The following is a 20326-nucleotide window of genomic DNA, read 5'->3' as shown; positions in this document are numbered from 1 at the left end:
TCTTATGAAAGGTATTCGACACCTCAACTTAAATTCCTTCTGTCGAATATTATTTTTCTTTTCTTTTAATTCACTTTCTTATATAATAATATATTTATCTTCTGCATACTACATTTTTCGACAAATTCAAAGTAAAATGGATAACCCCTTGTAGAAACAGGTTAAAATAAAATAAAGAACCAAAGGCAGCTAGCTAGCCTTTGGTTCCTTGGACGATGCTCCGCCGGTCGGTCTCAGAATGATCCCGGAATCTTGAAGCATCCATTCGATGAAGCAGCCATACCCGCTAGTCGGGTCGTTGACGAACACATGCGTGACCGCGCCGATCAACTTGCCGTTCTGGATAATGGGGCTGCCGCTCATTCCTTGCACGATGCCGCCGGTCTTATCCAGCAAGCGCGGGTCGGTAATTTTGATCACCATCCCCTTCGTTCCCGGTGAATCCTGCTTGGATACGTGAACGACTTGAATATCGAATTTCTCGACCTTCTGCCCTTCGACGACGGTATAGATTTGGGCCGGTCCTTCCTTGACTTCCTCAGCGAAAGCAACGGGGATCGCTTCTTTCTCTATACTGTGGTCTGGCGCGGCATACATCTTGCCGAATATGCCGAAGGCCGTATTGCGCTCGATATTGCCGATAACTTTGCTGTCTTTGTACAGCGTGGCGTGCTTTTCACCCGGATCCCCATTGTGGCTCTTGGAGATGGACGTCACATTGGAATAGACGATATCGCCATCGCCGACGATAATCGGGGTTTGCGTATCCATATCCGTGATGACATGACCCAAAGCTCCGTAAACCCCCTGATCAGGGGCATAGAATGTCAGCGTGCCTACGCCTGCCGCGGAATCGCGGATATATAACCCTAAGCGGTAAGACTTGTCCACAACGTCGTAGACAGGTTGAAGCTTAACGGAAATTTCTTCATTGTTGCGAAGAATTTTGAGGTCCAACGGTGTTTTGCTTTCGCCGGATTTGGTCACCAAATCGGCAACTTTGCTAACATCCTTCGAATCCTTGCCGTTGATTTTCGTGATCAAATCGCCCACTTGAATTTTCGCTTCTTCCCCAGGAGAAACTTTTTGGTCTGGGGCAACAGTTACCAAGTGATGACCCACAACCAGAATGCCGGCGGACTTAATTTTCACGCCGATCGTTTGACCTCCGGGTATAACCTTAAGATCAGGTACGACATTCACTTTAACCGTTTTGATCGGAATGGCCCCGAACAGCTTGAGCTTCATTTCCGTCTGCCCGGAGCGGTCGGATTGTAACGAAATAGGTTCGCCTAGATTAACTTGAAATGAGTGCTGAGCATTGCCGTTCACCTTCACAATGTCCGGGTCCTTCACAATTACCTGCGCACTGACCGGCATCGCTAGTTGCAGCTGCTTCCCTTGACCGCTGAATAAACGGAGTTCCTGGGGGAATGAGGCAAAGCTTTGAAAAGGCGGAGACAAACTTACCATACAAACGAAGAAGACGAGCAGGAGTCCGAACAATCTTTTCCTTTTGCTGGATTGCAATATCTTCACGCTCCCTCACACATCCTTAGGCCCCTGACGAACTGCGTCGTCAAATGCGTACCTATAAGTTAACCTCACTCCCCCTGTTTTATAACTGAAAATGATGACTATCTATACTTTCATGCCCTTGCTTTCTTATTTCTTGCCATGGCAAGCATTTCCCCGGCATGATGGAGCGTCGTTTCCGTCACTTCCACCCCGCCGAGCATCCGGGCCAGCTCCTCGATCCGGCCTTCGTCCGGCATATCTTGTACGCGCGTGAACGTTCTTTCTTGATCCACTTCCTTGCGGATATAGAAATGCACGTCAGCGAAGGAAGCGACTTGAGGCAAATGGGTAATCGAAAAAACTTGGCAGTTGTCGGACAGGTTGGACATTTTCTCCGCGATCGCTTGCGCTGCGCGGCCGCTGACACCCGTATCCACCTCGTCGAAGACAAGAACAGGAATTTGGTCGATCCGGGCAAAAATCGATTTCATGGCCAGCATAATGCGCGACAGCTCCCCGCCGGACGCAATTTTGCTGAGCCCGCGCAGCGGCTCGCCCGGGTTCGGGGCCATGAGGAATTCAACCTGATCGATGCCCGAACGGTTAAATTTGACGCGCTTGCCTTCCACCTCGATGCCGCTGCGCTCGTCCAGCACTTGTTCCACCTGCACGCGGAATTGCGTGCGCTCCATCTGCAAATCGCGCAGCTCATGCTCGATTTGCGCGGCGAGCTGCTGGGCGATGCCGCGGCGCAGATGCGACAGATCCAGAGCGGCGACGCTCAATTGCTTCTCCATAACAGCAAGCTTGTCTTCAATTTTGCGGATATGCTCATCTTTATTTTCGATGGTATCCACTTCTGTTTTTATTTTATCCAGGTAGGTTAAGATCTCTTTAATATTCTCTCCATATTTTCGGCGCAAAGACGTAATTGTATCCAATCTTTGTTCGATATAATCGAGCCGTGCAGGATTGAACTCAATCCCGTCCCTATAATCGCGCAGTTGATAGGCGGCATCCTCCAGCTGATAGTAGGCAGACTGCGCTTGTTCCAGCAGCGGCGTCAGCTTAGCCGGATCCAATTGGACGATGTCCTGGATTCTCGAGACCGCCTTGCCCGCCGCATCCAAGCCGCGGTTCGTCGCATAGAGGAAATCGTATGCCTCGGATGAGCTTTGATACAGCTTTTCGGCATTCGCCAGCTTCCGCTTCTCTTCGGCAAGCGCTTCGTCTTCGCCGGGTTTGAGCTTCGCGGCCGAAATTTCATCGATCTGGAACCGGTACAAATCCAGCATCTGCAGCGCTTGCTTGCTCGTTTCCTGCAGCTCGCGCAAATCTTTGTGCAGCTTCATATATTCGTCATATGCGCTCTGGTACGTCTTCATCGCCGCCGCGATCTCTTCGTCGCCGAACAAATCGAGTGAATGAATATGCTCCTCGTCATCCAGGAGTGATTGATGTTCGTGCTGGCCGTGGATATTAACCAGCCACTCGCCGGTTTGGCGCAGCATGGTCAGATTCACGAGCTGCCCGTTGATCCGGGAGGAGCTTTTGCCCGTCGCCGTAATTTCCCGTCGGATGAGCAGATGCTCACCAGGATCCGCCTCGATCCCCAGTTCCGCCAGCGTCCGCCACACGGGATGCTCAGGCGGCAGCTCGAACATCGCTTCGATTTCCGCTTTGTCCGCGCCATATCGAACCAGGTCCGACGAACCGCGGCCGCCTACGATCAGCGTCAAGGCATCAATGATAATGGATTTCCCTGCCCCGGTTTCCCCCGTCAGAACATGAAACCCGGATTTGAATCGAATATGCACATGCTCAATAACAGCTAAGTTACGAATCGATAATTCTGTAAGCATGAATTCCTCCTGGCTTTATGATAGTAAAGACATCACTTCGTCAACGAAAGTAACGCTGTTCTCTTTGCCGCGGCAAATGACGAGAATCGTATCATCACCGCCGATCGTTCCCATGACGCCATCCCATTCCAAATTATCAATCAGTGCGCAAATGGTGTTCGCAGTGCCAGGCAAACATTTCATCACAACGAGATTGTCGCTGTAATCGATACTGACAAAGTGGTCGCTTAACGCGCGGCGCAATCGCTGCATCGGATTAAACCGCTGATCGGCCGGCATCGAATATTTGTATCTGCCGTCATCGAGCGGAATCTTGATCAAATGGAGCTCCTTGATATCGCGCGAAACGGTCGCCTGCGTCACATGAAAGCCAGCCGCCCGAAGGGATTCGACCAATTCATCCTGTGTTTCGATTTCGTGATTCGTAATGATCTCCCTGATTTTTACATGCCTTTGACCTTTCATGCTTACACCTCTATATGAAATGTGATTTTTTTAATTTTGTTCAGCGCCATATCCACATACAGCACCCCGTCCGCCTCAGGATAAATCAAGCTGTACGCCATGAGCATATCGCGCACGCTGCTGCCTGTCATTTCGAGCGGTTTGCGCTCTTTCGCTACTTTCACCAGATAGACCTGCTCATCTTTTTGTGCGAAGTAGTCGATGAAGAGCCGACTTTCCAACCGCTCTCTATCATTCACGGTCATGGAGATCGGGATTTTGGTCTTGCCGGCAATGACGTCGAAGCCGGCTCCTTCTAGGAGTTCAACCACGTCATCCAACGGAACTTCTGAATGTCTCGGAATCCATGAACGTCTCTTCACAGGTCCTTCCAGCCAGCGCTGAAAACGCCAAATCAAGAATCCCACAACAAGTATCAGAATGAGCAAAATGACAGTCCTATCGCCATTTTCCATGTCCCTCACCTCGCCATACTATTCGCGGGCCATTCGGGAAAATCCTTTAATGGATGTGAAAAAACCCATCTCCGGGCCGCAATAAGGCGTACTCTGAGATGAGTTTATTTGCCATGCAATTTCTGCGCTTCTTTCACCGTTGCGGCGATGAGCTCTTTCATTGAGGCTGCATGAGCCGGCATGGCGCCGTCATCCGAGTCGCTCGACCAGTAGGCCAGGAATTCAATATTTCCTTCTCCGCCCGTAATCGGTGAATACGTCAATCCTTTGAGACGGAAACCAAGCTCCTCTGCGAACGAGAGCACCATGGTGAGAACGTCCTCATGTACTTCCGGGTCGCGCACGACGCCTGATTTGCCTACCTTCTCCCTGCCTGCTTCAAACTGCGGTTTAATGAGGGCGACAACCGTGCCTTGATTTAACAATATTCCCTTAAGCGGAGGTAAAATAATGCGCAGCGAAATAAAGGAGACATCGATGCTGGCAAACGTTGGCCGCGGCCCGTCCAAATCATCCATCGTCGTGTAGCGGAAATTCGTTCTCTCCATCACCCGGACGCGCTCGTCGTTCCGCAGCGACCAATCCAACTGGTTATAGCCCACGTCGACCGCATAAACCATGGCGGCTCCATGCTGCAGCGCGCAATCCGTGAAACCGCCTGTAGACGCCCCGATATCGAGCATCACCGCGCCGTTCAGATCGATGCCGAACTGCTTAAGCGCCTTCTCCAGCTTGAGGCCCCCCCTGCTTACATAAGGATGGACCGCTCCCTTCACCTTCAGGACGGCTTTCCTGCTAATTTTCATTCCAGCCTTATCTGCGGGCTCTTCATCAGCAAAAACAAGGCCAGCCATAATGGCGGCCTTTGCTTTCTCCCTGCTTTCGAAATATCCCTGCTCCAGGAGCAGGATATCCAACCGTTCTTTATCCGATGACATGATATTGTCTAAACTCCTATTCGTCTCGTTCCCGCGTTTAGGCCCGTTGTCTTTGGCGCGGCATCAGCTTCTTCACTTCGGCGATCAGACTTGCCGCCGTGAGCTCGACTTCTTCCCGTTGTTCTTTCACGGAACCGTGTTCCACGAAGTAATCCGGGATCCCCATCAAATGGATGGATTGGCCGGCGATATTGTTCAGTGTATAAAATTCGGTGACGGCACTGCCGAAGCCCCCTTGAATGGCGCCTTCTTCCATCGTAATGATCGGCAGCGATTCGGAAGCCAGCTGGCGCAAATACGCTTCGTCCAGCGGTTTGATGAAGCGCGCATTCACGACTCGCAGTGAGATGCCTTCCTTCGCCAATTGCTCCGCCGCTTCAAGCGCCACCTGCACCATCGGACCGACCGCAAGAACGGCAGCGTAGTCGCCGTCGCGCAGCGTTTCCCATGTGCCGATCGGAATCGCCTTAGGCTCATCCTCGATGCTCACGCCGGTACCGCTGTTCCGTGGGTACCGGTAAGCGATCGGACCGTCGTTATACTCCAGTGCCGTCTGCATCATATTGCGCAGCTCTTTCTCATCCTTCGGCATCATCAGCACCATATTCGGCAGGGAACGAAGGAAAGCCATATCGTAGACGCCTTGGTGCGTCTCGCCATCCGGACCGACGAAGCCGGCGCGGTCAATGGCAAACGCGACATTCAGATTCGGGCGGCATATATCATGCACGACCTGATCATAGGCTCTCTGCAGGAAGGTCGAGTAGACCGCAAACACCGGCTTCAAGCCTTCGCTCGCAAGACCTGCGCATAGCGTAGCTGCATGCTGCTCGGCGATACCGACGTCAATCATCCGGTTCGGGAATTGCTTCGCGAACTTCAGCAGCCCGGAACCGCCCGGCATCGCAGGCGTAACAGCGACTATGCGCGAATCCTTCTCAGCCATCTGGATCAGCGTGCTGCCGAAAACTTCCGTGTACATCGGAGGTCCAACCGACTTAAGCACTTGACCGGACTCGATCTTATACGGACCGGGGCCATGCCAGCTGTGGGAATCCTGTTCGGCAGGGGTGTAGCCTTTCCCCTTCATCGTGACGACGTGCACCAGAACGGGTCCGACCACTTTCTCGGCCTGCTTCAGCGTATCGAGGAGCATAGGCAGATTGTGTCCGTCCACCGGACCGATATACGTAAAGCCCAGCTCTTCAAACCATACACCGTTCAATACGAAATATTTGAGACTGTCCTTCAGCTTCTCCGCCGTCTTAGCCAGCGTGTCGCCGATGGCAGGTATTTTCTTAAGTAAATGTTCGACTTCTTCTTTAGCTTTCAAATAATGACGGTCTGAGCGGATTTTGCTCAAGTAATTATGAATCGCCCCAACGTTAGGAGCAATCGACATTTCATTGTCATTCAGAATGACCATAATATTTTTCTTCTCGTGACCGATATGGTTCATAGCCTCCAGCGCCATACCGCCGGTAATCGCGCCATCCCCGATAATGGCAACCACTTTATTGTGTTCGCCTTTCAGATCGCGCGCCATGGCCATCCCCATTGCCGCCGATAAAGAGGTACTGCTATGTCCGGCTTCCCAGACGTCATGTTCGCTTTCCGATCGCTTGATGAACCCGCACAAGCCTTTGTATTTGCGTAACGTATCAAACTTATCCTTACGCCCAGTCAAAATTTTGTGTACATACGCCTGATGGCCTACATCAAAAAGCAGTTTATCATAAGGGCTGTGAAACAAGGTATGTAAAGCGATGGTGAGCTCAACCACACCCAAGTTCGAGGACAGATGTCCACCTGTTACGGATAACTTCTCGATCAGAAATTGACGGATTTCACCCGCCAATGTCTCAAGCTCCGCTATGGATAACCGTTTCAAGTCCTCAGGTCGATTGATTTGTTCGAGCAGCACGCTTGTTTCCTCACTTTCAATGTGAAAATACGATGATTGGTTACACCATTATACCATAGTTTTGGATAAATCGTGAAAACCAGACCCGTAATCTCAAAAATATGTAAAAATAACCCTCTTAATGATCCCTATGCATCAAATAATCCGCCAGCTGAAGCAGCCTCTCCGGGTTCGCTATGCCGCCTTGCAGCAGCGCCCTCTTGGCTTGAGCCGTCAGCTCCTTCACCTTCATCTCGGAAGCTTCGAGTCCGATGAAATACGGATAAGTCACCTTCATCTGCTTCTCGTCGCTTTTCACCGGCTTGCCGAGTTTGATCTCGTCTCCGATAATATCCAGAATATCGTCCTGAATTTGGAAAGCAAGCCCGATCGCATTGCCGAATTCGCTTAGCGCAGCAAGCTGCGACTCCGACGCGCCGGCGATATGAGCTCCGGCCCGCAGCGAGAAGACGATCAGATCGCTCGTTTTGTGCAGATGGATGTATTCGAGTTCCTCCAGCTTCGTGATGCCCTGTTCGCCGAGCATATCCGCTGCTTGACCGCCAACCATACCTCTAGCGCCGGCAAAGTCCGCAAGCTCCTCCGTGATGGCAAGCACGCGCTCCGCAGGGATGCCGTGCGCTCTGTGGGCCTGCGCGATGCTGTGGAACGCATGCGTCAGCAGAGCGTCTCCGGCAAGGATGGCCATCGCTTCCCCATACACCTTGTGGTTGGTCAGCTTGCCTCTGCGGTAGTCGTCATTGTCCATCGCAGGCAGATCGTCATGCACAAGCGAATACGTGTGCACCATCTCGATCGCCAGTGCGACAGGCATCGCCGCCGTCTTGGAGCCGCCGAGCGCCTCGGCGGCGGCCAGAACGAGAATGGGGCGCAGCCGCTTGCCGCCCGCCATCAAGGAGTAGTTCATCGATTCCCGCAGCCTGCCAGGAACTATCCACGGGTCAGGAAGCGATTGGACTAATGCCGATTCCACCATGTTTGCGTGTAATGCGATATATTCATGTATTGTGCACGTCGTGTTCAACCTAATTCCCCTTATCTTCCAAGACAGGTTGGAAAGGCTTTCTGCTCACCGCGCCTGTTTCCCCTTCAACCAGCATCTCGATTTTCTTCTCGACTTGCTCGAGCTTCACACCGCACAGATGAGACAGGCGAACGCCTTCCTGATACAGCTCAATCGCTTTCTCCAGCGGCACGTCACCGCTCTCCAATTGAGCGACGATCCGCTCAAGCAGCTCGATGGCTTGCTCGAAGCTAACTTCCGTTTCATTCGTTGACATCTACGTTCTCCTCCATCCCCGATACTTGGCAGTCCAACCTGCCGTCTAAGAGCCGAATCTTCACACGATCCCCAACCTTCACTTGGGACACCGAGCGGATGAGCGTCTGCTCGTCCTCGTCGTACGCCAAGCTGTAGCCCCGCTGCATGACCTTCAGCGGGCTGAGCGCGTCCAGATGGCGGACGCTGGCCTGCCACTCCTGCTTCTTCCCGCGCAGGAGGGTCTGCATGGCCGTGAGCAGCTGCCGCCCTGACGTATCTAGGCGCCGCCTGGCGAACACGGCCTGCTCTTTGGGATTGAAGCCGGTGAGCTTACGCTCCAGCTTCATGTGCCGCTCCGCCAGCCGCTGAACGCGCTGGCGCATGCGGTAACCGAGCTGCTCCGTCAGCCGGTCGAGCCGCTCCGCAGGCTGCATCAGCAGCTGCCTGCGGGGGTTCGTCAGGAACGGGGAGCGCCGCAGGCGCTCCAGCCGTTCCTGTTTGCGCCGCAGCTGCTGAAGCAGCCCGTAGTGCAGCCGCTGCGCCTGCTGCGACAGCTGCTGCTTCAGCTCGGCGCGGCTCGGCACCGCGAGCTCGGCAGCCGCCGTCGGTGTCGGTGCCCGCAGATCGGCGACGAAGTCCGCGATCGTGAAGTCCGTCTCGTGGCCGACGGCCGAGATGACCGGGATCGCGGAGGCGCTGATCGCCCGCGCGACGGGTTCCTCGTTGAACGCCCACAGCTCCTCGAGGGAGCCGCCTCCGCGGCCCACGATGAGCACGTCGGCTTCACCGAGGCGGTTCATCGCTTCGATCGCTTTCACGATCGACGGCGCCGCTCCCGCTCCTTGTACCAGTACCGGGTACAGCAAGATCTGTACCGACGGGTAGCGCCGCTGTAGCGTGATGATGATATCACGGATCGCGGCCCCCGTCGGAGAGGTGATCACGCCGATCGCGCGCGGAAACCGGGGAATCGGTTTCTTGCGCTCCGGCGCGAACAGCCCCTCGGTCTCGAGCTTTTTCTTCAGCTGCTCGTAAGCCAAGTATAAGCTGCCGATGCCGTCCGGCTGCATCGACGTGACATAGAACTGGTACGCTCCGTCCCGTTCGTAGACGGAAATATTCCCGCGGGCAATCACTTTCGTGCCCTCTTTGGGAATGAAGCCGAGCCGCTGATTATGGGAGGCGAACATGATGCTCTTCAGACGCCCGCCCTCATCCTTCAGCGTGAAATACATATGTCCGCTGGAATGGTGCGTGAAATTGGAAATTTCGCCGCGAACCCACACATCCTGCAGCCGGTTATCGCTCTCGAGCAGCAGCTTGATGTAGCGGTTTAAATCCTTGACCGCGAAGATTTTCGTCTCGTTTCTGCCCATGACCATACGCTTCCGTTATACGCTCACATTCGCTTTGGCTGTTCGCGCCGCCGCGTCAACGGTGTTGCGCAGCAGCATCGTAATCGTCATCGGACCGACACAACCCGGCACAGGCGTAATGGCGCTTGCCACTTCTTTGACCGCTTCGAAATCCACATCACCCGTCAGCTTGCCGTCGGCAGGACGGTTCATGCCTACATCGATAACGACTGCGCCAGGCTTCACGTGATGCGCTTTGATCAAATGCGCTTTGCCCACGGCAACGACAAGAATATCCGCTTGCTTCGTGATCTCTTCCATATTCGGCGTGCGTGAGTGAACCACGGATACCGTTGCATGTTCACGAAGAAGCAGCATGGCCATAGGCTTACCCACAATGTTGCTTCTGCCTACGACAACCGCATGCTTGCCTGCGATTTCTACGCCGGTGCGCTTCAAAATTTCGATGACGCCATGCGGCGTACAAGGCTTCATTCCGTCTTTGCCAATCATCAGATTGCCGACATTGACCGGATGGAAGCAATCCACATCTTTGAGCGGGTCGATTTCATCAACGACCGCTTCTTCGTCAATATGCTTGGGCAGAGGTGACTGTACAAGAATACCGTGAATCCGGCTATCGCTATTAAATTTATGAATGAGTGCAATTAGTTCTTGCTGTGTTGTCGATTCAGGCAGGGCATGAACTTCGGAGTAGATGCCTACATCGTCGCACGCTTTCGCCTTGTTGCGAACATAAACCTGGGAAGCCGGATCCTCGCCCACAATGACAACAACCAAGCCGGGTTGATGGCCTTGCGTCGTCAGCGCGGCAGCATCCGCCCGAATCTCCTCGCGAATCGAACTAACTAATTCTTTGCCGTTAATAACTTGTCCAGACATGTGATTATCCCCCTAAGAATGTAGTGTACCTGCTTCGCAAGCTCCCGTTACGTAGGCGTAACCTTGCTCTTCAATTCTTCCACTTCTTTAATCATTTTACCGAGAACGCCGTTCACGAATTTCCCGGACTCGTCCGTCCCGTAATGCTTGGCCAAATCAATCGCCTCGTTCACGACAACCTTCGGCGGCACATCGTCCCTGTAGAGCATTTCATAAACGGCCAAACGCAGTACTTCACGATCAATGCGTGACAGCCTGTCCATCGCCCAACCCTTCAAATATTCCTCCAGCAGCTCGTCGATTCTAACTTTATTGTTATAAGTACCTTCAACCAGCTCCATAATGTAAGCTGCATTTAATTTGTCGCCTTTGATATCCAACTGCGTCTCATTGTCATGTTCCGCTTCGTGAACCGCAACCTGGACGGCTTCCTGAGGCGTCGCCTCATTCATTTGAATTTGGTATAGGCTCTGTACAGCAATTTCTCGTGCAACTCTGCGTTTCATTTTGTTCCTCCTAAGAGCTCTTTCTACTAGTATACGTCATATTGGAACCAATCCAAACAAAAAAATCCATGGTTATACCAGGGATTTTAGCGAAACATTCTCCATTTTTGCGTGAGATAGCGCCAAATGTCTTCCAGCATGACGAAACTTTCCTTGCGATCCACCTTGTTCCCGACATAAAAACCGACCAGAACGATGAATCCGAAGATCAACATATCCCAGAATCCGAAAAATAAGTAAATGAAACCGAAAAAAATACCTGCCGCCACTCCGACCACTTTGCCCCTATGGGACTCCCATAGCTCATTCCACATGCGTGGATTCACCTCTATTCGACTCGGCTCTTAAACGTTGGGGCGGACTGCACGATGTTTGCTACGAATACGGTTACGGAAGCTACAGGAATGCCGGTAATATCCTCAATGTAACTCTTCACAGTACTTTGCATCTCTTCCGTAAGTTCCGGAATCGAACTTTCCCCATCCACAATCGTTCTGATCGTAATCTCTAGACCGGATTGGTTCACTCTGACTCGCGCGCGCAGGTCTTTGGCGCCTTTCGTACGACCGGCCGCTTTCAGGGACAGATTCTCGACAGTTTCCATGGAGATGCGAATATCTCCGAAATCGGTGCGCTGATCGATTGATGGTGCTTGGGCACGCCCGCGGCGAAGCGTCAGGATGAGAAAACGGATTGAAATCAGCAGCATGACCAGGGAAACGATTATTCCCGGATATGCGTAATTTTTCTCAAAATAAAAATTATGTAAGATTTGGCCTGCTTGTTCCATTGGGATCCAGCTCGATGCTGTGAACAATACGACGATGGAAGCAACGAATATAATTAGGCTATAGAGAAGCAGCAAGAGCCTGTCCACAATTTTACCCACGTAAGCTTGTCCCCTTCCTATAGTTAGAGGAAACCCCCTGCAACCTGTAGGGGGTTTCGATGATCCATATGGATGCAGCAACTCCGCCTATTTCACTCTTAGGGCAGTCGCTGTTTCTTCTTCGACCGGTTTATCTGCCTGTTTAAAATGAACATCATGAATATGAACATTAACTTCAACAACGCTTAGACCCGTCATTGATTCGATTGCATGCTTCACATTCTGTTGAATGGCGCTGGCAACCTCTGGAATGCGATTCCCATATTCGATAATAATGGAGACGTCAATGGCAGCTTCACGTTGTCCGACTTCGACCTTTACGCCTTTGGACAAATTTTTGCGTCCAAGCAATTCAGCAATGCCGCCAGCAATTCCTCCGCTCATCCCCGCTACTCCTTGCACTTCCACCGTTGCCAAGCCGGCAATGATTTCGATAACCTCGGGGGCAATCTGGATGCTGCCCATGTCTGTTTTGACGTAATCCGGAGCGATTGTGCTCATTGTGGCACCTCCTAAGTAATTTTTGGATAAGCCATCATTAATTTATTACTATACCATTTTGCCAAAAATATGACAAACGGTTGTCTACGAATTCGGATCGTTCACATCGTGCTCTTCCAAAAATTTGATATCGTGGTCGCCCTTGATAAATTTATTGTGCTCAAGCAGCTTCAAATGGAACGGAATCGTCGTATTCACGCCGTCGACCGCAAACTCGGTGAGCGCGCGCTTCATGCGGGCAATCGCTTCTTCGCGTGTGCTGCCCCAGACGATGAGCTTGGCGATCATCGAATCATAGTGAGGCGGAATCGTATAGCCCGGATACACCGCGCTGTCGACACGAACGCCGAACCCGCCCGGCGGCAAGTAAAACTTCACTTGACCCGCGGAAGGCATGAAATTGCGATTCGGATCCTCCGCATTCACCCGGCACTCGATCGCCCAGCCGTTAATGTGCACGTCCTCTTGGGAGAACGAGAGCGGATTGCCTTCTGCAACGCGAATCATTTCTTGAATAATGTCGACGCCTGTAATCATCTCGGTGACGGGATGCTCGACTTGAATTCTCGTATTCATCTCCATGAAATAGAAGTTTCCATCCGGTCCTAGCAGGAACTCTAGCGTTCCTGCGCCTGCATAGTTGACAGCTTTGGCTGCACGGACAGCCGCTTGACCCATCGCGGCGCGGGTTTCCGGCGTCAGGATTGGACACGGCGCTTCTTCGACAAGCTTCTGTCTGCGGCGCTGGACGGAACAATCGCGCTCGCCCAAGTGGACGACATTGCCGTGTTTGTCCGCTAGAATTTGAATTTCGACGTGCTTCATGCCCGTCAAATATTTCTCCAAATAGATGCCTGCGTTGCCGAAAGCGTTCTGCGCTTCCTGCTGGGCCGCTGTAATTTGGGCGACCAGCGTCTCTTCGTTCTCCGCGATCCGGATGCCTTTGCCTCCGCCGCCGGCTGTCGCTTTGATAATCACCGGATAGCCGATATCGCGGGCAATGGTGATGGCGTCATCCACGTTGTCTACCAAACCGTCGGAGCCTGGAATAATGGGTACTCTAGCTTCTTTCATCGTTTGCTTCGCTACCGCTTTATCCCCCATGCGGGAGATGGCATCCGGAGACGGACCGATGAACTCGATGTTGCAGCTTTCGCAAATTTCGGCGAAGTCCGCATTCTCAGCCAGAAATCCGTAACCGGGATGAATCGCGTCGCATTCCGTCAACGTCGCTACACTCATCAGGTTCGTGAAGTTCAAGTAGCTGTCCTTGGAAGCCGTCGGCCCAATGCAGTAGGCTTCATCCGCAAGCCGCACATGCAGCGCATCGCGATCCGCTTCCGAATATACAGCCACTGTATAGATGCCCAGCTCGCGACAAGCTCGGATAATACGAACAGCTATTTCTCCTCGGTTGGCAATTAGGATTTTATGAAATTTCATTCTGTTTCCTCCTAAGAGTTTTCCGTGCGGAAAACTGACTTACTCCGGTCTTACCAGAAATAAAGGTTGACCGTACTCCACAAGCTGCCCGTTCTCGACGAGCACTTCGACGATTTCGCCTTTGATCTCTGCTTCAATCTCATTCATCAATTTCATAGCTTCAACGATACATACGACGGTTTTGTCGCCGACTTTCTGGCCAACGCTTACGAAAGGAGCGGCACCAGGGGAAGCAGACTGATAGAAAGTTCCTACCATCGGCGAAACGATCTTATGTAAAGATAAGTCCTCTTGCTTGGCATGTCCAGCAGGAGCAGAAGTCTCGATTGCCGCAGCAGGCGCTGTGTTCACAGGAGCGCTTGGGGCGATCGGAGCATATGTTTGTTGAACGGGGGCCGTTACGTATACAGGCTCAGGTTTATTCGGCTTGCGAATGGACAAGCGCGCACCTTCATTTTCAATTTCAAGTTCTTGTAAAGAGGATTGATCGACGAGTTTGATTAACTCTTTGATTTCACTCAATTTGAACATTCATGTCACTCCTTCAAAGTTGGTGAACCATTAAAAAATGCGGTTTCATAGCCGCAACGTATGTATTATACCCATAAACGCAAGAAATGGAAAGAGTCCAGTTTTGTCCGGACCCTTTCCATCGCTATTTCGAGAAGGCTCGGCAGCCTCGCGTCCCTATGGGCGCACGTATTTGATCATGATGTTTTCCGGTGCTGCGCCTAGCTCTTTCACTACCATGTCAACGATTGTAACACCTTGGCTTTTCTCCAGTTTATCACTTTGAACGGTGACCTTCCATTTGTTGCCGTCTTGATTGATGATCGCCTGCGGGAAGTCTTTCATCAGCACATCTTGCAGATTTTCAACTTTTTCTTGAACGTCTGTCAGCTTGGCAAGGTCATTCGTTGCTTTCGCTACAGCCTCAGGCGTCTTCTTCGCATCAACGATGATTTCCATGAGCTCCGTGGATGCTTTGCTGAAATATTCGCTTTGTTTCATTTGCTCGTTCGTGAAGAAATCGCTGGCGGAAGTCGTTTTCGCTTGCTCTTCCATTTGCTTCAGCACTTGATCGTCCGTTTTGGCGCTGGTGCTTGTGCTAGTGCTTGTGCTTGTATTCGTCTTGGCATCTGTTTTCACATCTGTTTTCACATTTGTTTTAGCATCTGTTTTAGCATCCGTTTTTACATCTGTTTTTGTAGAATCTTGCGGCGTTACCGCTTTGTTGTCGACTTTTGCGTCAGTGCCTGTTGTTGCTTTCACATCTGTTTTTGCTCCGCTGACAGGATCAACCTGACTCATATCGATCTTCACTTCTTGAGCGGTCTTCGTCGTTGCCGTCGATGCCAGATCAAGCTTATTGACATCCTCGGTGAACAAATAGTACGCGGAGAGCACCACCATCAAGCTGAGCATGGATACGAGCCAAATCGTTTGTCTTTTTGCGTTCATTGTTTATTCCTCCTCATTTATAATTAGCTTGGCATTTATTCCCCGGTTTTCCGGGGTAAAATGGAAATTCGGTGTACCGGGACATCCAATCCCCGTTCTACAGCCTCGGATATCATTTTCTTCACCGTTAAATTTTCGGCGCCTTTGGCCACAACGATGACGCCTCTGATTTTCGGCTTAATGTATTTGAGCACGAGCGGCTTCTGGTCGCCCGACACTTGATAGAGAACGACTTCCCCGCTGCGCGTTACCTGGGAAATATTCCGCGTCGCCCCGCCGTTGTCGCGTTCTGTCGTCATTTGCTGGTTGTCGTTGTAATTTTTGTCGACGGTCAGTTCCTCCGTCGATTCGATCGTCACCAGCACTTCCACATCGCCGACGCCAACGATTTTCTGCAAAATCTCCTTCAGCTGAGCTTGATAGGCTTGTTCATAGTCGTGGAAGCTTGAATTCTCCTTCGGCGTACCGCCGAGGAACGTTTCTTGGCTTGGTGGCGGAGATGCTCGGCCCGTATTGATGGGATCAACCTCTTTGACAGTCATAAATGCGTTCAAAATCATCAGCGCCGCACCCAAAAGTCCGATCATGATAACCCATAGGACCGTGTTTTTGCGTTTGGGGCCACCCGGGCCTCCGCCGAATTTGTGCTCCATCCATTGCAGCAATGTTCCCACCTTTTCACCTCGCAATCCTTCCATTTCCTTGCTCGACTTGAATATCAATGTGCGCCGGCTCTACGAGCCAGTTGCGCGTGATACCTTGCTTCAGTCTGTCGATTTCCTGCCGGGACCGGGCTGTAACTTCTGGGGCTGCGGCCGCTTTCTCATCCTTGGCGTTGGCGGCGCTGGCGTCAATTCGTATGGGGTCAATCGGTTTAACCGGTTCCATGACTGCAATGCTGTTGGAGCCGGGAGAAGGCTGCGCCTGGCTGCCCGGTTCTATATCATCAAGGGTGACCCTCACTCTTGCAATGGCGGGCTTCCCGTTATTGTCAATTTGTGCAACCACCTGAACGTCCTTGACGGTTAGATCCGTCTGCTTTTGCAAATCTTCTTTCATTAGTCCCGCTATTTGCGTTTGCAGCATTTGCTGGGATTGCTTCTGACCCTCAGCTTGCAGCTTCCGGGCGGTTTGCGTGATGGCCTCGAGCGATTGCATCCCCGAACTTCCCGCATTCGCGCCGGCCAGGAGCGTCGTATCATTCTGCTTTCGTTCGGCTGCGCTTAGCAGTTGCTCCACATCCCAATTTTTCTGAAACAGCTGCAACACCGGCGATAAGAGCGTCAGCAGGATGAACAGGCTCATCACCGTTTTGACATACCGCTGCATGGCGCTGCTGGGGAGCAGAAGATCGACGAAAGTAGCCAGCATTATGACCATAATGACCGTCTTCAGCCATCCGGCTAACCAATCCATAGCTGATCTCCTTTCACCGCATCATCACGGAGACATTGCTGATCGTAATCATGATTGTCAGAGCCAGGAAGAACATTAAACTTACGGCGGCGAGGGCCGCAAACACATAGATCAAGCTCTTGCCTATCGTTTGCAAACAAGCGATGATGGGGCTGTCGCCCAAAGGCTGCATGATAGCTGCCGACAGATTGTAGATGAAGGCTAGCGTTAATATTTTGACCGCCGGGAAGGCGCACAGCATGATGAGTATAACGACACCGACGAGACCGATCGCATTTTTGACCAGCAGCGATGCGCCGATGACCGTCTCCGTGGCGTCGGAGAATAACCGGCCGACGACAGGTACGAAGTTGCCCGTGATGTACTTGGCCGTTCGAATCGCGACACCGTCGCGCACGGCCCCGGTTGTCCCCTGGATGGAGATGACGCCGAGGAAAACCGTTACGAAGACGCCTAGCGCGCTAAGACTGATCGTTCGGAGCAGGTTCGCCAGCTGCGTAACCTTGTATTTATCGCTTAGCGAGCTTACGATGTGTAGCACCGCCGAGAAGAACAGAAGCGGAAAAACAAACACATAAATCGCCGTACCGACGGAGTGAATCATGAAGACGATCAGCGGATGCAGGATCGCTACGGACGTCACATTCCCCATAGAGGCTAGCAGTGTCAGCAGCAGCGGCATAATCGCAATCATGAACTGGATCATGGAGCTAATGGCGGTTTTGGCATATCCGATCGCTATGCTGAAGGAGTTAATGGCGATGATGATTAGAACCATATAGGTGATGGAATAGCCTAATTTGCTGACCGTATTCCGCTCGAAGGAGCTTTGGAGCGTCTCCAGGATCATGCTGAAAATCGTCAGTATCACGATGGAGGCCAGCAGCTTGCCGTTGATAATAATTTCGTGGAACACGTAACGCAGCAAGCCTTTGAACAAGCTTGTGACGGAGATGCCCTTCGTGCCCATCAGCAGCTCCATGAAGCTCGGCGTCTTGCTTTCGGGGAAGTAGCCCCCGTAATCTCTCATGAGCTTATCCCAATATTGCTCGACAGGCTCCGTATTCAAATGCTCGGCCTGCTCTCTGATTATCGCGTCCGTCGGCGATTCGGCCGCCCCGTAGTTCGACATGCCCAGCCACAGCGCCATGATCATGATAAGCAGAAGGAGCCAACGGTTGTTCAACTTCTGGTACGAATAAAGTGGGTTCATAAGTCGTCACTCCTAAATGGATCATCTAAGCGGGCAGCAGCTTCACGACGGTTTCGATAATGACGGTAATGATCGGAATCGCCATCACCATGATGAGCACTTTGCCGGATAGCTCGATCTTGGAGGCGATGGATTCTTGTCCGGCATCACGCACGATTTGGGCGCCGAATTCAGCAATGTAGGCAACGCCAATGATTTTCAGGATCGTTTTGAGAAACACCATGTTGATACTGGATTTTTGCGCCAATTCTTCGAGCACCTGGATGACACTGGAGATTTTGCCGATGAGAAACAAGAAAATCAGAATGCCGGTAAAGGCGGCCAGCAAGAACGCAAACATGGGTTTCTGCTCCTTAATGATGAGCGTCAGTATCGTGACGATGAGCCCCAAGCCGACAATCTGGATGATTTCCATACGGCGCACCTCATTGGAATAAGAAGATCGTTTTGATTTCTTTGAATAAATGATCCAGCATGCTGACGACCATGAAGAGCACGACCACGAAGCCGATGACCGTGACCCAGTGTGCCATATCCTCTTTGCCCATCTGCTTGAGCACCGAATGGATCATCGCGATGATGATGCCGATGCCGGCGATCTGGAAAATGGCATTCACATCTACGTTCATTCCAGGCACCTCACTCTGTTGACAAGGAACATTCCTGAAGAGTCCCCTGCTTCCCTTAATACATCAAAATGACGATCAATGCTCCGATTAGGACGCCGAGGCTTTTCCACATTTTCTCGTAGCGCCGCTGCTCTTCCCTTGACTCGGTCTCTTCGGTCTGCAGCTGCGAGATGGCCAGCCGCAAATGCTTGATCTGATCGGCCCGGTCCGTCGCCCCAAGAACGGCTCCCAGCCCCAGAACGATCTCTTGTTCGGGCTGCTTCATCGAAGTTCTCGTCCACACCTCTCTAACACTCTTATGCCAAATCTCCCGGGTAGATGCCCCATCGCCGGCCAATAATCGTTCAGCCGTCAACCGGAATAAGGAGGAGAGCGGCTCCGCAACCTGCTTGCCTAGCGACTGGAAGGCTTCCGGCAGCGGTGTCAGGGCATAGGTGATTTCCGTCTCCATCCGGCCCAGCGCCGAGATCAGCAATCTGATTTGTTTGGGGCGCCTGACGTAATGTGCGGCTTGCAGAAAACCGTACAAGGTTGCAGCGCCGATAATGAGAACACCGCCCAAAAATTTCAGCATCTTTCATCATCCTTTAGTCATAGGATTGAGCTCCAGCGGTTGACCCAGCCGGTCCAAGATTCGAAAGGAAGCCGGGGCGCCTTTTCTTCGATGCAGGATGACATATCTCGTAAATACACCCTCTTCCAAAAGCTGCTTCAGCACCGGCCTTAACCGTACATCCTCGTAATCGGCGCCATGGGCGGTCGCTACGATCCGGATTCCGGTATGAACGGCCTCATGAATGGCCGCTGCGTCCTCCGGCCTTCCGATTTCATCGACGATCAGCACATCCGGCGATAAGGAGCGAATCATCATCATCATGCCTTCCGCCTTCGGACATCCGTCCATCACATCGGTGCGCGGCCCCAGATCGAATCTCGGCACGCCCTTGTCGCATGCCGCAAGCTCTGAGCGCTCGTCGACGACTCCTACTTTCTTCCCGGATGTGTTCAAGCCGCCCGCCCCCCATTCCCCCCGCGAGATCAATCTGGCCAAATCGCGAATCAGCGTCGTCTTCCCTTGCTGCGGCGGCGAGATGACAAGCGTGTGGTGAACGCTGCGGCGGTAAGGATCGAACAGGTGCGGCAGAACCTGCCTGCCGACACCCTGCACTTCGCGGGCGATTCGAATGTTGAACGAGCTCACATCGCGAATCTGCTTCACATCACCTTGATCGAGCACCGTTCGCCCAGCCAGTCCCACACGATGGCCTCCGGCAATCGTAATATAGCCTCTGCGCAGCTCTTCCTCATGCGTATACATCGAATGGTTCGTGAGCATCTCCAGCAGCGTGTGACAATCTTGTTTGGTCGGCTTGTAGGCCATCTCTTCCTGAGTCACCGGTTTGCCGCGATCGTCAACGAACGCATACCCGTCGCCCCAGCTAATCTCGAGGGGCCGCGATTCTCGTACCCTGACTTCCTCGACGCCGGCTTGTACGTCCTGCGGCAATGCCGATAAGAGAACCCTGAGCGTGTGGGGGAAGATGTGCAGGACGGCATTCAACATAGTTAGACATCCCTCCAAGTTGT

General features: G+C 52.3%; 24 protein-coding genes. All 24 read right to left on the bottom strand.

All coding sequences use genetic code 11. The annotated features are described in order from the left end of the window. Positions 1-189 precede the first annotated feature (189 nt). On the bottom strand, positions 190-1530 hold the full coding sequence (gene spoIVB, locus PUT07_RS10795; RefSeq protein WP_274469287.1) for a SpoIVB peptidase: 1341 nt from the start codon (positions 1528-1530) through the stop codon (positions 190-192). A gap of 119 nt (positions 1531-1649) precedes the next feature. Beyond that, complete coding sequence (gene recN / locus PUT07_RS10790; RefSeq protein WP_274467964.1) at positions 1650-3380, bottom strand: DNA repair protein RecN; 1731 nt, start codon at positions 3378-3380, stop codon at positions 1650-1652. A 15-nt stretch (positions 3381-3395) separates the two neighbouring features. After that, positions 3396-3845 carry a transcriptional regulator AhrC/ArgR gene (ahrC, locus tag PUT07_RS10785; RefSeq protein WP_274467963.1) on the bottom strand — a complete coding sequence of 150 codons (450 nt, stop codon included), beginning with the start codon at positions 3843-3845 and terminating at the stop codon, positions 3396-3398. Between the two features lie 2 nt (positions 3846-3847). Continuing rightward, entirely contained in the window at positions 3848-4300 is a 453-nt protein-coding gene (locus PUT07_RS10780; RefSeq protein ID WP_274467961.1) for a hypothetical protein, read from the bottom strand. Positions 4301-4404: 104 nt separating this feature from the next. Further along, positions 4405-5238: a TlyA family RNA methyltransferase gene (locus PUT07_RS10775; RefSeq protein WP_274467960.1), complete on the bottom strand. Its 834-nt coding sequence runs from the start codon at positions 5236-5238 to the stop codon at positions 4405-4407. A gap of 37 nt (positions 5239-5275) precedes the next feature. Next, complete coding sequence (gene dxs, locus PUT07_RS10770; RefSeq protein ID WP_274467959.1) at positions 5276-7162, bottom strand: 1-deoxy-D-xylulose-5-phosphate synthase; 1887 nt, start codon at positions 7160-7162, stop codon at positions 5276-5278. A 118-nt stretch (positions 7163-7280) separates the two neighbouring features. Continuing rightward, on the bottom strand, positions 7281-8138 hold the full coding sequence (locus PUT07_RS10765; RefSeq protein WP_274469286.1) for a polyprenyl synthetase family protein: 858 nt from the start codon (positions 8136-8138) through the stop codon (positions 7281-7283). A 49-nt stretch (positions 8139-8187) separates the two neighbouring features. Continuing rightward, positions 8188-8442, bottom strand: coding sequence for an exodeoxyribonuclease VII small subunit (xseB, locus tag PUT07_RS10760; protein ID WP_274467958.1), 255 nt, complete (start codon positions 8440-8442; stop codon positions 8188-8190). Next, a complete protein-coding gene (gene xseA, locus PUT07_RS10755) occupies positions 8429-9799 on the bottom strand; it encodes an exodeoxyribonuclease VII large subunit (RefSeq protein WP_274467957.1) in 1371 nt (456 codons plus the stop codon). The genes xseB and xseA overlap by 14 nt, the downstream gene beginning before the upstream one ends. 15 nt (positions 9800-9814) lie before the next feature. Beyond that, entirely contained in the window at positions 9815-10681 is an 867-nt protein-coding gene (folD, locus tag PUT07_RS10750; protein ID WP_274467956.1) for a bifunctional methylenetetrahydrofolate dehydrogenase/methenyltetrahydrofolate cyclohydrolase FolD, read from the bottom strand. A gap of 47 nt (positions 10682-10728) precedes the next feature. Continuing rightward, positions 10729-11187, bottom strand: a complete 459-nt coding sequence (gene nusB, locus PUT07_RS10745; protein ID WP_274467955.1) for a transcription antitermination factor NusB — start codon at positions 11185-11187, stop codon at positions 10729-10731. Between the two features lie 86 nt (positions 11188-11273). Then, entirely contained in the window at positions 11274-11501 is a 228-nt protein-coding gene (locus PUT07_RS10740; RefSeq protein WP_274467954.1) for a DUF2273 domain-containing protein, read from the bottom strand. A 14-nt stretch (positions 11502-11515) separates the two neighbouring features. Continuing rightward, positions 11516-12076 (bottom strand): alkaline shock response membrane anchor protein AmaP, encoded by a 561-nt coding sequence (amaP, locus tag PUT07_RS10735; RefSeq protein ID WP_274467953.1) that lies wholly within the window; start codon positions 12074-12076, stop codon positions 11516-11518. Between the two features lie 87 nt (positions 12077-12163). Further along, positions 12164-12577 (bottom strand): Asp23/Gls24 family envelope stress response protein, encoded by a 414-nt coding sequence (locus tag PUT07_RS10730; protein WP_274467952.1) that lies wholly within the window; start codon positions 12575-12577, stop codon positions 12164-12166. 84 nt (positions 12578-12661) lie between these two features. Beyond that, the gene (gene accC, locus PUT07_RS10725; RefSeq protein ID WP_274467951.1) at positions 12662-14020 is read right to left on the bottom strand and encodes an acetyl-CoA carboxylase biotin carboxylase subunit; all 1359 of its coding nucleotides are present in this window, start codon (positions 14018-14020) and stop codon (positions 12662-12664) included. 39 nt (positions 14021-14059) lie between these two features. Continuing rightward, the gene (gene accB, locus PUT07_RS10720; RefSeq protein ID WP_274467949.1) at positions 14060-14551 is read right to left on the bottom strand and encodes an acetyl-CoA carboxylase biotin carboxyl carrier protein; all 492 of its coding nucleotides are present in this window, start codon (positions 14549-14551) and stop codon (positions 14060-14062) included. Between the two features lie 156 nt (positions 14552-14707). After that, positions 14708-15481 carry a SpoIIIAH-like family protein gene (locus tag PUT07_RS10715; RefSeq protein WP_274467948.1) on the bottom strand — a complete coding sequence of 258 codons (774 nt, stop codon included), beginning with the start codon at positions 15479-15481 and terminating at the stop codon, positions 14708-14710. Positions 15482-15516: 35 nt separating this feature from the next. Beyond that, the gene (gene spoIIIAG / locus PUT07_RS10710) at positions 15517-16155 is read right to left on the bottom strand and encodes a stage III sporulation protein AG (protein WP_310190652.1); all 639 of its coding nucleotides are present in this window, start codon (positions 16153-16155) and stop codon (positions 15517-15519) included. Between the two features lie 4 nt (positions 16156-16159). Continuing rightward, a complete protein-coding gene (spoIIIAF, locus tag PUT07_RS10705) occupies positions 16160-16897 on the bottom strand; it encodes a stage III sporulation protein AF (protein ID WP_274467946.1) in 738 nt (245 codons plus the stop codon). A gap of 13 nt (positions 16898-16910) precedes the next feature. Further along, a complete protein-coding gene (gene spoIIIAE / locus PUT07_RS10700) occupies positions 16911-18110 on the bottom strand; it encodes a stage III sporulation protein AE (protein ID WP_379239649.1) in 1200 nt (399 codons plus the stop codon). A gap of 25 nt (positions 18111-18135) precedes the next feature. Then, positions 18136-18525 carry a stage III sporulation protein AD gene (spoIIIAD, locus tag PUT07_RS10695; RefSeq protein WP_274467945.1) on the bottom strand — a complete coding sequence of 130 codons (390 nt, stop codon included), beginning with the start codon at positions 18523-18525 and terminating at the stop codon, positions 18136-18138. A 10-nt stretch (positions 18526-18535) separates the two neighbouring features. Continuing rightward, on the bottom strand, positions 18536-18739 hold the full coding sequence (gene spoIIIAC / locus PUT07_RS10690) for a stage III sporulation protein AC (protein ID WP_029197158.1): 204 nt from the start codon (positions 18737-18739) through the stop codon (positions 18536-18538). A 55-nt stretch (positions 18740-18794) separates the two neighbouring features. Continuing rightward, positions 18795-19313 carry a stage III sporulation protein SpoIIIAB gene (spoIIIAB, locus tag PUT07_RS10685; RefSeq protein WP_274467942.1) on the bottom strand — a complete coding sequence of 173 codons (519 nt, stop codon included), beginning with the start codon at positions 19311-19313 and terminating at the stop codon, positions 18795-18797. Positions 19314-19319: 6 nt separating this feature from the next. Continuing rightward, the gene (gene spoIIIAA, locus PUT07_RS10680) at positions 19320-20303 is read right to left on the bottom strand and encodes a stage III sporulation protein AA (protein WP_274467941.1); all 984 of its coding nucleotides are present in this window, start codon (positions 20301-20303) and stop codon (positions 19320-19322) included. Positions 20304-20326 lie beyond the last annotated feature (23 nt).

This window comes from Paenibacillus sp. MAHUQ-63, from assembly GCF_028765165.1.
GTDB lineage: Bacteria > Bacillota > Bacilli > Paenibacillales > NBRC-103111 > Paenibacillus_E.
This window is presented reverse-complemented; position numbering and strand designations above follow the sequence as displayed.